Source organism: Micromonospora sp. NPDC047753 (assembly GCF_040642735.1).
Lineage (GTDB): Bacteria > Actinomycetota > Actinomycetes > Mycobacteriales > Micromonosporaceae > Micromonospora.
The window spans coordinates 1-14062 of the sequence record NZ_JBEYSL010000140.1 but is presented as its reverse complement, the minus strand read 5'-3'; the positions used below and the strand labels follow the sequence as shown (position 1 = coordinate 14062).

Below are 14062 nucleotides of genomic sequence, written 5' to 3'. Positions count from 1 at the left end.
CACTGACCGGTGCCGTGGACCGGCGAGGGTCGGCGGATATGGCCGGAGGGCGCGGGTGGGTCGGCACCCGCCGCCGCGGCGGCGACCCCCTCGTCGAGGGTGGAGCAGTCGGCCATCACCAGAGCTCCGGTCAGGTCGTGGACGGCGGCGATGGTGTCACCGAGGGTTCGGCCGTCGGGCCGGGGCCGCGCGGTGCCGTCAAGGGCCACGACGTGCGCGCCGGCCCGGGCCACCGACAGCGCGTGCTCCAGCGTGGGGGTGATGAAGACGTCGTCGTCCCCGTCCTTCCACAGACCGATCAGCGGCAGGTCGACCGCCCCCCGGATGGCCGCGATGTCCGCCAGGCCCTGGGCGCGAATGCCGGCGGCACCGCCCTGGGCGGCGGCGAGGGCCACCCGGCGCATCGTGTCCGGGCTGCGCATCGGCTCACCGGGGTACGCCTGGCAGGAGACGACGAGGCGGTGGCGGAGCTGCGCGATCAGCTTGTTCATGCGGTGCCCTCCCAGGCGAGTGAGGCGGCGCCGAGAAGTGGGGCGTCCGATCCGAGGGTCGAGGCCAGGACGGGCACGTCGTCCAGATTGGGCAACGTCTCCCGTCGCACGGCGCCCCGGAGTGCCTGCCACCAGGTGTCGCCGAGGCCGGCGACACCGCCGCCGATGACGACGACAGCGGGGTCAAGCATGTTGACCAGCCCGCCGACCGCCGAGCCGACGGCGGCCCCACCCAGCAGGACCACCTCCCGGGCTGTGGCGTCACCGTCCGCCGCGCGCTCGGCCACCGTGCGCAGGTCGCCGACCGGCTGACCGGTACGCCGCACGTACTCCTCGGTGAGAGCGGGCCCGGAGGCGATCGCCTCCAGGTGCCCCCGCCCGCCGCAGGTGCAGGGCAACTGTCCGGCGTACGGCGAGGGCTGGTGGCCGGCGTGGCCGGCGGCGGAGTGGGCGCCGGTCAGCACGGTGCCGTCGACGACGAACGAGGCGCCGATACCGGTGCCGACCGCTATGAAGAGCATCGTCTGGTGGCCGACCGCCACGCCGTGCCGCGCCTCACCGAGGGCGTGCGCGTGCACGTCGTTGATGGCTGAGACGGGCAGGTCGAGCAGTGCCCGCAGTCGGCCACTCAGGTCCGTGCCGGCCCAACCGGCCAGGGCGTCGGTGGCCGACAGCACCCGACCCGTCCGGTGGTCGATCACCCCGGCGCTACCGACGCCGAGGGCACGGATGCGGGTTCCCGTCGCCCTCGCCCGCAGCCGACCGACGAGGTCGGCTGCGGTGTCGATGATGGCGGTCGCCCCGGCCCGGCCGGGGGTGGGGACGGTGATCTTGTCGATCACCTCGCCGTGGCGGGTCACGATGGCAGCGGCCGTCTTGGTGCCCCCGATGTCGAGCGCGGCCACCGCCACGTCGACGACCGGGGGCTCGGGTGCCTCGGACATGGCTAGAGCAGCCCCGCCAGCTCCAACTGGGCACGCACCCGGCTCGCCTCATCGGCGTCGAGCGGTCGCAGCGGAAGCGACACGGCGTTGCTGTCGATGACGCCGAGCAGGGCCAGAGCGGTCTTGAACGCGCCCACGCCCCGGGTCGCCCCTGCCGCCGTCGCCGGGTCGGCCGCGTCGACGATCCGGAACAACCGGGTCAGTCGGTCCTGCTCCGCGCGGGCAGTGTCCCAGTCGCCGGTCACGCAGGCCCGGTGGAGCCGCACGTAGCCCTCCGGGTCCACGTTGCCCAGGCCGGGGACGGAACCGGAGGCGCCGGCGAGCATCATCGCGTCGACCACCACCTCGTGGCCGGTCAACAGGCTGAAGCCGGCGTTCGGCGCGTGTTCCGCGATGGACAGCACCAGTTGGCGGAAGGAGACGTCGTCACCGCTGGAGTCCTTGACGCCGGCGAGGACGCCCTCCGCGGCGAGTCGGCTCAGCAGGCCCGGCGACAGCTTGGTGTGCACGCAGACCGGAATGTCGTACGCCAGCAGCGGAAGCTCGACCGAAGCGGCGAGGGACCGGAAGTGCCGCTCGACCTCGTGGGGGCCGACAATGGCGTAGAAGGGGGCGGTGGCCACCAGGCCGTCGACACCCAGGCGCGTCGACGCGTCGGCCCGGTCGAGGACCCGCCGGGTGGTCGGCTCGATGCAGCCCGCGATGACGGGTACGGTCCCGCCGACGGTCTTCACGACGGTTTCGAGAGCCTGGTCCCGCTGACTGTCCGTGAGGAACACCGTCTCGCCGGAGCTGCCGAGGGCGAAGATGCCGTCGACGCCGGCGGTGAGCATCCGCTCGACGAGCCGTTCAAGGGAGGCGACGTCGACCGCCCCCTCCTCGGTCAGGGGGGTGACGACCGGCGGCACGACTCCGGCGAACCGCGGGGCTGGGGTGGTCACGCTGACTCCTTGACGTGTAGGGGGGTGGTGCGGCCGGTCGATGCTCTGGCGAGTTCGACCAGCTCTGTGTTGCTGGATCCAGCAGGAACGGGGTGGTAGCACCGGAACTCGTGGGCACCGGCACCGCCGTCGCCCGACCGGACCGGCGGCATCTCGATGGCGCAGCCGTCGGTCGCCTTCCAGCACCGGGTGCGGAACGGGCATCCGGTCGGCGGTTTCGTGGCGAGTGGAACGGGGCCGACGAGCGGGATCGGGTCGAGTGGCGAGAGCAGCCCCGGCGTGGCGGAGAAGAGCGCCCGGGTGTACGGGTGCTGGGCGACCTCGGGGAGCCCGGCGGCGGGCGCCTGCTCCACGATCCGGCCGAGGTACATGGTGACCACGCGGTCACTGATCCGCTTGACCGTCTGGATGTCGTGCGAGACGAAGACCATGGCCAGGTCCAGACGCTCCTTGAGGTCCAGGAGCAGGTTGAGGATCTGCGCCCGGACCGACACGTCGAGGGCGCTGGTGGGCTCGTCGGCGATGACCAGCCCTGGCTCCAGGGCCAGGGCACGCGCGATGGACACCCGCTGGCGTTGGCCGCCGGAGAGCTGGCTCGGCAGCACGTCGGCGACCGACCGGGGCAGCCCGACCAGCGCCATCAGCTCCCTGACCCGCTCCTCGCGCTCCTTGCGGGTGCCGCGACGGTGCACGTCGAGCGGGTCGCGCAGGATGTCGCGGACCGGCATGCGCCGGTTCAGCGACGTGGCCGGATCCTGGAAGATCATGCCGACGCCGGCGCCGATGTGCAGTCGGCGTTCCGCCGCGTTCATCGACCAGACGTCCTTGCCGGAGAAGGCAACAGTGCCGCTCGTCGGCCGCTGGAGGCCCACCAGCACCTTGGCCATCGTGGACTTGCCGCAGCCGGACTCGCCGACGACACCGATCGTCTCGCCGGCACGCACGGTCAGGTCCGCGCCGGTGAGGGCATACACCCGCTCGCGGCCGAACAGGCCACCCCCTCGGGTGCGATGCACCACGTGCACGTCGCGCAGTTCGACGATCGACTGGTGTGGGACTGACGCGCTCATCGGGCCAGCTCCCCTTCCCTGACGCTGACGGCCGGGTGGTGGCAGGCGTACCGGTGGGCGGGAACGCCCTCCAGACGGGGCGTCTCCTCCCGGCAAACCTCGGTGGCCATGGGGCAGCGATCAGCGAACCGGCAGCCCGATGGGAAGTCGGCCGGCGACGGCACCACGCCGCGGATCTGGGTGAGCCGCTCCGCGCCGGCCTCGAGGGAGAGCACAGAACCGAGAAGACCTCGGGCGTAGTGGTGCGCCGGCGCGCCGACCACGTCGGCGGTGACACCGCTCTCGACGATCTGCCCGCCGTACATCACCACGACCCGGTCCGCGACGTCGCTGACCAGCGCGAGGTCGTGGCTGACCAGGATCAGCGCGAAGCCGAGCTGGCCGCGCAGCCGCAGCAGCAGCTCCATGACCTGCGCCTGGACCGTGACGTCCAGCGCGGTGGTCGGCTCGTCAGCGATGATCAGGCGCGGATCCCGCGACAGCGCCATGGCGATCACCACGCGCTGCCGCTGCCCACCGGAGAGTTCGTGCGGGTACGCGGACAGGGTGCGCCGCGCGTCGAGGCCCACCAGCTCCATCAGCTCCTGGGCCGACCGCGTGCCGCCACGGCTGGTCATCTGGGCGAGCTGGGGGCCGATGCGCAGTGAGGGGTTCAGGGCCGAGAGGGCGTCCTGGTAGACCATCGCGATCTCGCGCCCCATCAGGGCACGGCGTCGTTTGGTGCTCACCGTCAGCAGGTCGGTGCCCGCGAAGCGGACCTCGCCGCGGACCCGGGCGCCCTGCGGCAGCAGGCCCATCACGGCGAGGGAGGTCAGCGACTTGCCGGAGCCGGACTCCCCCACCAGGCCGAGGACCTCACCGGGGCGGATGTCGAAGGTCAGGTCGTCGACGATGTCGACGCCGCTGTGGCGTCCCTCGAACCCGATCGACAGGTTCCGGACCTCCAGGACGGGCTCCCCGTCCGGGAGGGGGCGGGCGCGCTCGCGCAGCCGCTGCGCGGCCTCGGCCAGGCCGGGCAGTTGCACCACCTCACCGGAGCCGGGCTGCGCCTCCTCCTGCGCGTCCCCGATCTTCGTGGCGGTGGCACGCCGCGCCGCCGGGGCGGCCCAGGCGTCGGACATCCCTTCGGAGAGCACGTTCAGGGCGAGCACGGTGAGCAGGATCAGCAGGCCGGGGAAGAACGTGGCCCACCAGCCACCGATCTGCACCATCTCCTTGCCGAAGGCGATGACCGAGCCCCACGAGGAGGCGGCTTCCTGGGGTGCCAGCCCGCCACCGATGAACGAGAGCGATGCCTCGAACACGATGGCGTCGGCCACCATGACGGTGACGAAGACGAGGATCGGGGCGGCGCAGTTACGCAGGATGTGCCGCCAGAGGATGTGCGGTCGCCGCGCGCCGATGATCCGTTCGGCCGCGACGTAGTCCTCGCGGTACTGCGAGAGCACGTTGGCGCGCACGATGCGCGCGATCGAGGGCACGAAGACGAAACCGATCGCGACCACGAGGACCACGAGGCTGTTCTTGCCGAACGAGATGATCAGCAGGGCGGAGAGCACGATGGCGGGGAAGGCCATGACGACGTCGAGGCACCGCATCACCACCTCGTCGACAGCGGGCCGGCTGGTTCCGGCCAGCGCGCCCAGGATCGCGCCGATCACCAGGGCGATGCCGGCGCTGCCAAAGCCCACGATCAACGAACGCCGGGTGCCGGCGACCAGCCGCGAGAACACGTCGCGTCCGAGCTTGTCCAGGCCGAACCAGTAGTCGCCGTTCGGGCCGGTCAGCGCGGGACCGAGCCCGGCCTGCGCGGGGTCGTGTCGCAGGATCAGCGGCGCGAAGATGCCCACCACGACGATGAGCAGGACGAAGCTCAGTGCGATCCGAGCCGTGACGCTGAGCCGTTTGAAGGCGATGCCGGGAGCCGACAGCCTGGCGGTGAGTGTTCGACGCATCAGTGGGCTCCGCGCAGTCGAGGGTTGGCGAAGAGGTAGAGGATGTCGACCACCAGGTTCACGAGGACGAAGCAGATGGCGATCGTCAGCACGGTTCCCTGGGCGAGGGCGGTGTCGTTCTGCTGGACCGCGCTCATGATCTGGGTGCCCATGCCGGGCAGCGAGAAGATGGCCTCGATGACGACAGTGCCGCCCAGCAGGTAGCCGATTCGCAGGCCCAGCACGGTGAGCGGGTTGACCAGCGCGTTGCGCAGCACGTTGCGTCCGACCACCACGCGGGGCGGCAGCCCGGCGCCGATCGCCGTCCGCACGTAGTCCTTGTCGAGTTCCTCGACCATTGACGTCCGCACGATTCTGGCCAGGGAGCAGCCGACCGGCACGGCGAGGGCGAGCGCTGGCATGGCGAGGGACTGCAGCCAGAGGGAGAACGAGTCGCCGGGGTTGACGTACCCGCCGGTCGGGAAGACGGGACGGCGGACCGACAGCTCCTGGATGAGCAGGAGAGCCAGCCAGAACGACGGCATGGCGATACCGGCCATCGAGACGAACCGGATGACCTGGTCGGGCCAGCGGTCCCGGTACAGCGCGGCGGGGATGCCGAGGGCCAACGCGATGACCAGCGCGCCGACGATGCCGAGGGCCGTCAGCTGGATGGTCAGCGGCAGCGCGGTGGCGATCTTGTCGGCGACCGGGACGGACGGCGGGAAGGTCACGCCGAGATCGCCCCGGAGCAGGTCGCCCAGGAAGTGCAGGTACCGCAGGGGCAGCGGGTCGTCGAGACCGTTGGCGGCCTTGAACGCGGCCACCTGCGCGGGGGTCGCCTGATCGCCCAGGACGGACAGCGCGGGATCGATCGGGGAGAACTGCATGATCACGAAGACGAAGATCGTGATGCCCAGCACCAGGGGTATCAGGGTCAGGAGTCGTCGCGCGACCAGGCTCAGAACGCTCAGCATGGTGTCTTTCTCTCGTCGAGGGCCGCCGGGACGTCCCGCCCAGCCCCAGGGACTGAGGGCCGGGCGGGACGCGGAGGGGCCAGGGTGGGGCCCCCGAGGTGGAGCTCAGCCCTTTCGGCTGGCGCCCAGGAAGTACAGGCCGGTGGTCGACGCACCCGAGAAGTCGGAGAGCTTCGCGGGGTCGTACGCGGTGACGACCTTGGTGTGCAGGATCGGGTACAGGGGGGCCTCCTCGGCCACCTTGTCCAGGGCCTGCTTCCACAGAGCCTTGCGGGCCGCCTCGTCGGAGGTCTGCGCCGCCTTGTCGAGCAGGTCGGCCATGGCCTTGCGGTCCGCGGCGCTCCACCGGTAACGCTGCCCCGGCCAGGTCTCGCCGTAGTAGAACCAGCGCATCAGCAGGTCGGTGTCGACGCCGAAGACGCTGGGGTCACCGGTGGCCATCAGCACCCGGAAGGTGTCCTTCGGAACGATGTCGCCGTAGATGGCCGAGGACGGCACCGTGTTGAGGCTGGCGGTGACGCCGATCTTCTTCCACTGCTCGATGACCAGCGGCGCGACATCCTTCACGACCGAGTTGTCAGTGGTGTCGAGCTGGAACGACAGGTTCGTGACACCGGCCTCCTGGAGCAGGCTCTTGGCCTTCTCCAGGTTGTAGTCGTAGACGGTGGCGGCCTTCTGGTAGTCCTTGTTGCCCTCGTCCAGGTAGCTCGTCGCCGGGCTGCCATAGCCGTTGAGGGCGGTCTTGATGACCTCGTCCTTGTTGATCGCGTAGTGCAGCGCCTGTCGCACCCGCTTGTCGTTGAACGGCGCCGCCGACGAGTTGAACATGAGGAAGACCTGGTTGAAGGCCTGCTTCACATCGACTGTGTACTTGTCCTTGAGCGAGTCGACGTTCAGGTACGGCACCGACTCGATGGCCTGGACCCGGCCGCCCTGCAGGTCGGACACCCGGGCGGAAGCCTCCGAGGTGGTGTTCCAGGTCATCGTCTCGACCTTGGCCGGACGCGGGCCGTTGTAGTTCGGATTCTTGCTGAGCTTGACACCCGACTCCTTGGACGCGCTGTCCAACTTGAACGGGCCGGAGCCGATCGGCGCCGTGTCAAAAACCTTCGACGCGGCCGCGTCCGCGGTCTTCGCCTTCGGCAGGATCTTGATGACGGCGATCCGCTCCGCGAACAGGGCGAACGGGTACTTGAGCTTGAACTCGGCCGTCGTCGCGTCCTTGGCCGTCACCGAGTCGATGAACGACACGAACCCCTGCATCAGCGGCGGGGCCTTGGGGTCGGCCGGCTTCAGCACGCGGGTGAAGGACCAGGCGACGTCCTCGGCGGTGACGGGGGTGCCGTCGGAGAACTTGGCTCCGTCACGCACCGCCACGGTGTAGGTGAGCCCGTCCGCGCTGGCCACCGGGTCTTCCTTGGCGAGTGCGCGGTATGGTTCCCGGGTAACCGGGTCAAGATCGATCAGACCCTCGAAGGTGTGCTGGTTGACCGCCGTCGCCACCGCCGACGAGGCGTTCGCCGGGTCGAACCCGCTAGAGAGGGTGAACGCGAGGGTGGTCTCGATCGACGTCTTCCCCCCGCTTCCCTCGACGGCGTTGGTCGAGGCCGGGCCGCCGCTGCAGGCGACCAGTCCGAGAGCGAGGGTTGCCGCGGTGGACGCGACGGCCAACGAACGGAACCGGCGCGGGGGGCGGCGCCGACTCTCCCTTGGCTCAACGGTGGTGCTCACGTAGCTGCCTCCATAGGCTCTTCATGCGCTCGCTTACCGCTCGCGCTGAGGGATTCGAAGATAATGGGGTCTGACGTCAGACATCTGATGCCGATATGGTGAGAGTGTCAGATCCGTGAACGAAGGGCAAGTGGCAGATGACGACCATTGACGCGTCCCCGCTACGCGGTGCGGAGCGCCCAGGTCCCCGCCGGCAGGAGGTGGGGGCCAAGATCAAGGAGTACATCCTGCGCAACCGCCTCAAGCCGGGAGACATTCTGCCCACCGAGGCGGAGCTGTGTGAGGCGGTGGGCGCGAGCCGCTCAAGCGTCCGCGAGGCCGTCAAGATCCTCTCTGCCCTCGACATCGTCGAGGTGCGGCACGGCCACGGCACCTTCGTCGGCCGCATGTCCCTCGCCGCCCTCGTGGAGGGCCTGACCTTCCGCGGGCTGCTCAGCGGCGAGGAGGACCATCACGTGCTGGGGCAGGTCGTCGACGTCCGGCAGACCCTCGAACAGGGCCTCGCAGCCCAGGTCATCGCCGTTCTCGACAGCGAGCACCAGGCCGCTCTCTCCACCCTCGCCGACGAGATGGAGAGTCTGGCCGCCCAGGGCAAGGACTTCCTCGACGTGGACCGGGCCTTCCACGTGAAGCTGCTGGAACCCCTCGGCAACGACCTGATCCTCCAGCTGACCGCGGCGTTCTGGCAGGTGCAGGCCATCGTCGCCCCCACGCTGCGGACCGAGCCGGAGGACCGGGTGATCACCGCCCATCGTCATCGGGCGATCGTGGACGCGATCGCCGCCGGCGACGTGGCGAACCTGCAGGCCGCCATCGCCGATCACTACGCGCCCATCCGGACGAGCATCGCCCGCATCGCGCAGCCCTGAAACCGGCACCGCCGTCGACGCTCCACGGAACGCACGGCGAACAAGTGTCCATTGTGCTTCGTGCAGATAAGACTGTCGCCGCGCCCGGTGACGCTGACCGTGCCCGCCGACCGGGCGCTCGTCCCGCATCCCGTGCTGCTCGCCGACCTGGGCGTGCCTGCCACTTGACGGCGCCCTCCTGGGTGACACCGCGCCAGGTGCGGGCCCGGGCGGTGGAGCCGGAGAGCCCGTCGGGCGGAGTCCCCTTCGGACAGGCGTCGTGACCGCAGCGTCCACCCCGGACGGCAACGCCGTCACGCACCGCTCCGCGTCGATCTATTGACGACCAGTGCGACGTCCGGTTAGCGTCCCGACATCAGATATCCGACGTCTTATGCCTGACATCCCCCGTGCGCACCCCCGTCCCCCGGAAGGAATCCTGTGTCTCCTGTCCGAGCACTACCGCGCCGAATGACAGCGCTCCTGGCCGCCGTCCTCGGCGTGCTGGCGATCCTGCCCACCACGCCAGCTCACGCCGCCCCCGCCGGTGTGAGCACGACCGCCAGCTCCGACTGCACGACCGGCCGGCTCAACCTGCGGCTCATCAACGGCAGCACCACCGCGCAGACCTTCACCGTCACCTGGCCGGGCCGCACCAACTCGCCCTGGACCCGGACGGTCGCCGCCGGCAGCAGCAGCAGCAGCGAGCTGTACTGGACCCTCCCGGCGGGCACGGCGTACACCCTGCGCACGACCACCCCGACCGGCCTGGACGACACCTCGGCCGGCATCTTCCACTGTGGCACCGGCATGTCCGCGGCCGCCAGCTACGACTGCACGGCCGGCCGGCTCCAGCTCGCGCTGGAGAACCGCACCACCACCGCCCGGGACTTCACCGTCACCTGGGCCGGACGCACCGGGTCCCCGTGGACCCGCAGCATCGCCGCCGGAGGCAACTACCTGCACTACTGGACCGTGGGCGCTGGCACCGCGTACACCCTGCGGGTCACCGCCCCCGGTTTCGACAGCACCCTGCGGGGCACCGCCGGTTGCGGCCTGGCCGCCGGCACCCCGCAGATGAACGCCACGACGGTCATCAGCACGCAGTCCGTCATCCGCAACCTCAACGGGCCCAACGGCCGTTACGACGGCACGTCCGCCTCGGTCCGCATCCCGGGCATGGCCGTCACCAACAACGGCACCGTGATCGCCGTCGCCGACGCCCGGATCAACGGCTCGTACGACCTCGGTGGCGGCACCAACAACATCCAGATCGCGATGACCCGCAGCACCGACGGCGGCCGCACCTTCGACCAGCCGCGGATCATCCACGCCCCCGCCACCACGAGCGAGGGAGCGGGCGACCCGAGCCTGCTGGTGGACCGCAGGACCGGCACCGTCTACTGCTTCTACACCTACTCCCCCAAGCCAGGCATCAGCTTCTGGTCCGGCTCCTCCGGTCTCAACACCGCCAACGACCCGAACAGCCTGCACCTGCAATACATCACCAGCCGGGACAACGGTGCCACCTGGAGCGCCCCGGTGGAGCTGAACCCGACGATCAAGGTCCCCACCTGGCAGCAGGCGTTCTTCTCCTCCGGGCACGGCATCCAGACCAGCACCGGGCGCCTGATCCAGCCGTTCGTCTACCGGGACGGGGCGGGTCTCACCCAGACCGGCAACATCTACAGCGACGACAGCGGCGTGACGTGGAAGCGCGGCGGCCCCGCCGGCGGGAACATCAACGAGAGCAAGGCGATCGAGCGCGGCACCGGGGCGATCGTGCAGAACATGCGGCACAACAGCACCCGCAGCCGCTTCTACTCGACGTCGACCGACGGTGGCGTGACGTTCGGCGCGGCCACGGCCAGCGCGGTGTTGACCGATCCGCTCTGCAACGCCGACGAGATCTCGTACCTGCGCCCGTCGGAGGTGGGCACGAACGGCGCGCCGACGCGCACCCGCACCGCGCTGTTCAGCAACAACGCGGCCCCGGCCGCGCGCAACGACCTCACCGTCCGACTCTCCACCGACGACGGTGCCAGCTGGCCGGCGCGGGCACTGGTCAAGCCGGGCGGCGCGGGCTACTCCACGATGGCCGTCCTCAACGACGGCACGATCGGAAACCTGTACGAGGTGGGCAACACCGGAGGGATCTTCTTCGCCCGCTTCACCCTCGACTGGGTCAAAGGGGCCTGACCGGCAACCTTCCGCCCCCGGCGCCGGCACCACGCCGGCACCGGGGGCGGTCCCGTTGTCCGCTCAGCCGTCGAGGGTGCGGATCACCTCCGAGGTGTCCAGCCGGGGCAGACGGGTCGGCCCGGTGTGCGGGCCCGGGTGCCCGAGGTTGAGCAGGAGCAGCACCTCGTGCCGACCGTCGGGAAAGAACGTCCGCTGGACGCCCGCGACGTCGAAACCCGCCATCGGGCCGGCGGCGAGACCTGCCGCGCGGACACCGACGATCAGATAGCCGATCTGCAGGGTGGCGCTGAATCGGGCCTGCTCGACGCGCGCCGCCCGGTCCGTCAGCCAGTCCCGGGCCTGCGGACGGTCCGGATACAGCTCGGGCAGCCGCTCGTGGAAGTCCACGTCGGCGGCGAGGATCGCGGTCAGCGGCGCGCTGGCCGTCTTCGCCCGGTTGCTCGACGAGACGAACGGCAACAACCGGGCCCGGGACTCCGGCGAACGCAGCAGCAGCACCCGCAACGGCTGACCGTTGTACGCGGTCGGCCCGTACCGGATCAGGTCGTGGATCGCCGCGATCTGCGCGTCGGTGACAGGCTCGTCGGTGAACGTGTCGGCCGTACGGGCCGCCCGGAACAGCAGGTCCTGGGCGGCCCGGTCCAGCGCGAGCAGGTCGGCGGTGGTGGCTGCGCTCACGCTGGCGCAGCCGTGGTGTAGCCGCCCCGATGGTGCAGCAGCGGGGCACCGTCACCGCCGTCGCCAAGCGCCAGCGGCTCGGCGATCACCAGGGTGTGGTCGCCGGCCGGGACCCGGTGCACCACCCGGCAGAGCAGCCGGGCCAGCACTCCGTCGAGCAGCGGCACCCCGAACGGTCCGGACGTCCAGTCCGGGTACGCGGCGAACCGGTCGATACCGCTGGTCGCGAAGACAGTGGCGGCCTCCCGCTGCCCGGCGCCCAGCAGGTGCACGGCGACGTGCTCGGCGCGGGCGAGCACCGGCCAGCTCGACGACGCCACCCCGAGGCAGAACGAGACCAGGGGCGGGTCCAGCGAGACCGACGTGAACGAGGTCGCTGTGAAGCCCGCCCGGATGGGCGCGCCGATCCCACCGAGGCAGGCGGGGTCGGTGCCGCGGGCGACAGCGGTGACCACCGTGACGGTGCTGGCCTGCCGCCGCAGCAGAGCGCGGAACAGGTCCGGGTTCACCGGTCGCAGCTCGGCGATGTCCGCCGAAGGGCGCTCCACGGTGGTCATGCCGGCACCAGGGTCGACGCGGCGTACGCGCTGGCCGGTCGGGGCAGGCCGTAGTGCTCGCGCAGCGTCCGACCGGTGTACTCGGTGCGGAACAGCCCACGGGAGCGCAGCACCGGCACCACGTGGTCGACGAAGTCGGCGAGCCCGCCGGGCAGGTGCGGCGGCATGATGTTGAACCCGTCGGCGGCGCCCTGGGTGAACCACAGCTCGATCTGGTCGGCGATCTGCTCCGGCGTACCGGCGACGACCCGGTGACCCCGACCGCCGCCGAGTCGGCCGATCAGCTGGCGGATGGTGAGCTGTTCCCGGCGGGCCAGCTCGGTGACGAGTTGGTAGCGGCTCTGGTGGGCCTGCACGGTGCCGGCGGCCGGCAGCTCCGGCAGGGGTCCGTCCAGCGGCAGGCCGGTCAGGTCGATGCCGAGCATCCCGGAGAGCTGGGCGAGGGCGTAGTCGGGGACGATCAGCTCCTCCAACTCGGCGGCGAGCGCCAGCGCCTCGGCCTCGGTGCCGCCGAGCACCGGCGCGATGCCGGGCAGGACCTTCACCAGGTCCGGGTCCCGACCGGCGGCGGTGACCTGTCGGCGCAGCTCGGCGTAGAAGCTCTGCCCGTCGGCGAGGGTCTGCTGCGCGGTGAAGACCGCCTCGGCGTAACGGGCGGCGAAGGCGATGCCGTCCGGCGACGAGCCGGCCTGCACCAGCAGCGGTCGGCCCTGCGGCCCCCGGGGGATGTTCAGCGGGCCACGGACCTGGAACTCCGGCCCGCGGTGCGCCACCTCGTGCACCCGGTCGGTGTCGGCGAACACCCCGGCGCCGGTGTCGAAGACCAACGCGTCGTCCTCCCAGCTGTCCCAGAGCTTGATTGCCACGTCGACGAACTCGGCGGCCCGCCGGTAACGGTCGGCGTGTTCGGGGTGGCTGTCCCGGTTGAAGTTGACCGCCTCGCGTTCCTGGGCGGAGGTGACGATGTTCCAGCCGGCGCGACCGCCGCTGAGGTGGTCCAGCGAGGCGAACTTGCGGGCCACGTGGAACGGCTCGTTGTAGGTGGTGGAGACCGTCGCGATGAGACCGATGTGTTCGGTCACCGCGGCGAGCGACGCGAGCAGGGTCAGCGGCTCGAAGACGGCCTGGATGTTGTGTCGGGGGTTCGGCCCGACCGAGAGACCGTCGGCGAGGAAGAGCGAGTCGAGGGTGCCGCGTTCGGCGATCCGGGCCAGCTCCTGGAAGTGGCGTACGTCGGTGACCCGACGCGGGTCGGTGCGGGGGTGCCGCCAGGCGGCCTCGTGGTGGCCGACGCCCATCAGGAACGCGTTGAGGTGCAGGGTGCGGGTCATTGGTGTCCGTCCTATCCGGCAGAGACGTCGACGCGCCAGGTGGAGAAGCGACGTTCGAGGGCGACGAGGAGCTGGTTGACGACCAGGCCGATGGCGGAGATCGTGATGATCCCGGAGTACATGTCGGCGATCGCGAAGTTGTACTGCGCGTAGTTGATGAGGTAGCCGAGCCCGGCCTTCGCGCCGACCATCTCGGCCGCGACAAGCACCAGGATCGAGTACGCCCCGGCCAGTCGGACGCCGGTGAAGATGGTCGGCACCGCGGCCGGCAGGATCACCTTCTGGAACAGCCGCAGGTGGTTGAGCCCCATCGAGCGGGCCGACCGGATCAGCAGCGGGTCGACGCCCTTCACCCCGG

General features: G+C 70.8%; 13 protein-coding genes. 2 read left to right on the top strand and 11 right to left on the bottom strand.

From position 1 onward, the window contains the following. The 7 genes from ABZ749_RS14560 to ABZ749_RS14530 all read right to left on the bottom strand — a co-directional run. A partial coding sequence (locus tag ABZ749_RS14560) for an N-acetylmannosamine-6-phosphate 2-epimerase (RefSeq protein WP_357227658.1) occupies positions 1-491 on the bottom strand: 491 nt, incomplete at its 3' end. Further along, entirely contained in the window at positions 488-1435 is a 948-nt protein-coding gene (locus tag ABZ749_RS14555; protein ID WP_357227655.1) for an ROK family protein, read from the bottom strand. The genes ABZ749_RS14560 and ABZ749_RS14555, both read right to left, overlap by 4 nt. A 2-nt stretch (positions 1436-1437) precedes the next feature. Then, positions 1438-2376 (bottom strand): dihydrodipicolinate synthase family protein, encoded by a 939-nt coding sequence (locus tag ABZ749_RS14550; RefSeq protein WP_112677052.1) that lies wholly within the window; start codon positions 2374-2376, stop codon positions 1438-1440. Then, on the bottom strand, positions 2373-3446 hold the full coding sequence (locus ABZ749_RS14545) for an ABC transporter ATP-binding protein (protein WP_357227652.1): 1074 nt from the start codon (positions 3444-3446) through the stop codon (positions 2373-2375). The genes ABZ749_RS14550 and ABZ749_RS14545 overlap by 4 nt, the downstream gene beginning before the upstream one ends. Beyond that, on the bottom strand, positions 3443-5401 hold the full coding sequence (locus tag ABZ749_RS14540; protein ID WP_357227649.1) for a dipeptide/oligopeptide/nickel ABC transporter permease/ATP-binding protein: 1959 nt from the start codon (positions 5399-5401) through the stop codon (positions 3443-3445). Before ABZ749_RS14540 ends, ABZ749_RS14545 begins: the two co-directional genes overlap by 4 nt. Further along, entirely contained in the window at positions 5401-6357 is a 957-nt protein-coding gene (locus ABZ749_RS14535; RefSeq protein ID WP_124859013.1) for an ABC transporter permease, read from the bottom strand. The genes ABZ749_RS14540 and ABZ749_RS14535 overlap by 1 nt, the downstream gene beginning before the upstream one ends. 105 nt (positions 6358-6462) lie before the next feature. Then, positions 6463-8088 (bottom strand): ABC transporter substrate-binding protein, encoded by a 1626-nt coding sequence (locus ABZ749_RS14530; RefSeq protein WP_357227646.1) that lies wholly within the window; start codon positions 8086-8088, stop codon positions 6463-6465. A 137-nt stretch (positions 8089-8225) separates the two neighbouring features. On the opposite strand from ABZ749_RS14530, the gene ABZ749_RS14525 reads away from it, so the two are divergent. Both ABZ749_RS14525 and ABZ749_RS14520 read left to right on the top strand, forming a co-directional pair. Next, positions 8226-8957 (top strand): FadR/GntR family transcriptional regulator, encoded by a 732-nt coding sequence (locus tag ABZ749_RS14525; RefSeq protein ID WP_357227644.1) that lies wholly within the window; start codon positions 8226-8228, stop codon positions 8955-8957. 450 nt (positions 8958-9407) lie between these two features. Next, entirely contained in the window at positions 9408-11135 is a 1728-nt protein-coding gene (locus ABZ749_RS14520) for an exo-alpha-sialidase (protein ID WP_357227641.1), read from the top strand. A 63-nt stretch (positions 11136-11198) separates the two neighbouring features. Here ABZ749_RS14520 and ABZ749_RS14515 read toward each other — a convergent pair whose 3' ends face one another. From ABZ749_RS14515 to ABZ749_RS14500, 4 genes are all read right to left on the bottom strand, one after another. Further along, positions 11199-11816 (bottom strand): malonic semialdehyde reductase, encoded by a 618-nt coding sequence (locus ABZ749_RS14515; protein WP_357227638.1) that lies wholly within the window; start codon positions 11814-11816, stop codon positions 11199-11201. Continuing rightward, positions 11813-12373, bottom strand: a complete 561-nt coding sequence (locus ABZ749_RS14510; protein ID WP_357227636.1) for a flavin reductase family protein — start codon at positions 12371-12373, stop codon at positions 11813-11815. Before ABZ749_RS14510 ends, ABZ749_RS14515 begins: the two co-directional genes overlap by 4 nt. Continuing rightward, positions 12370-13704 carry an LLM class flavin-dependent oxidoreductase gene (locus tag ABZ749_RS14505; protein ID WP_357227634.1) on the bottom strand — a complete coding sequence of 445 codons (1335 nt, stop codon included), beginning with the start codon at positions 13702-13704 and terminating at the stop codon, positions 12370-12372. The genes ABZ749_RS14510 and ABZ749_RS14505 overlap by 4 nt, the downstream gene beginning before the upstream one ends. Before the next feature lie 11 nt (positions 13705-13715). Continuing rightward, the coding region (locus tag ABZ749_RS14500) for an ABC transporter permease subunit (RefSeq protein ID WP_357227630.1) at positions 13716-14062 on the bottom strand (347 nt) is incomplete at its 5' end.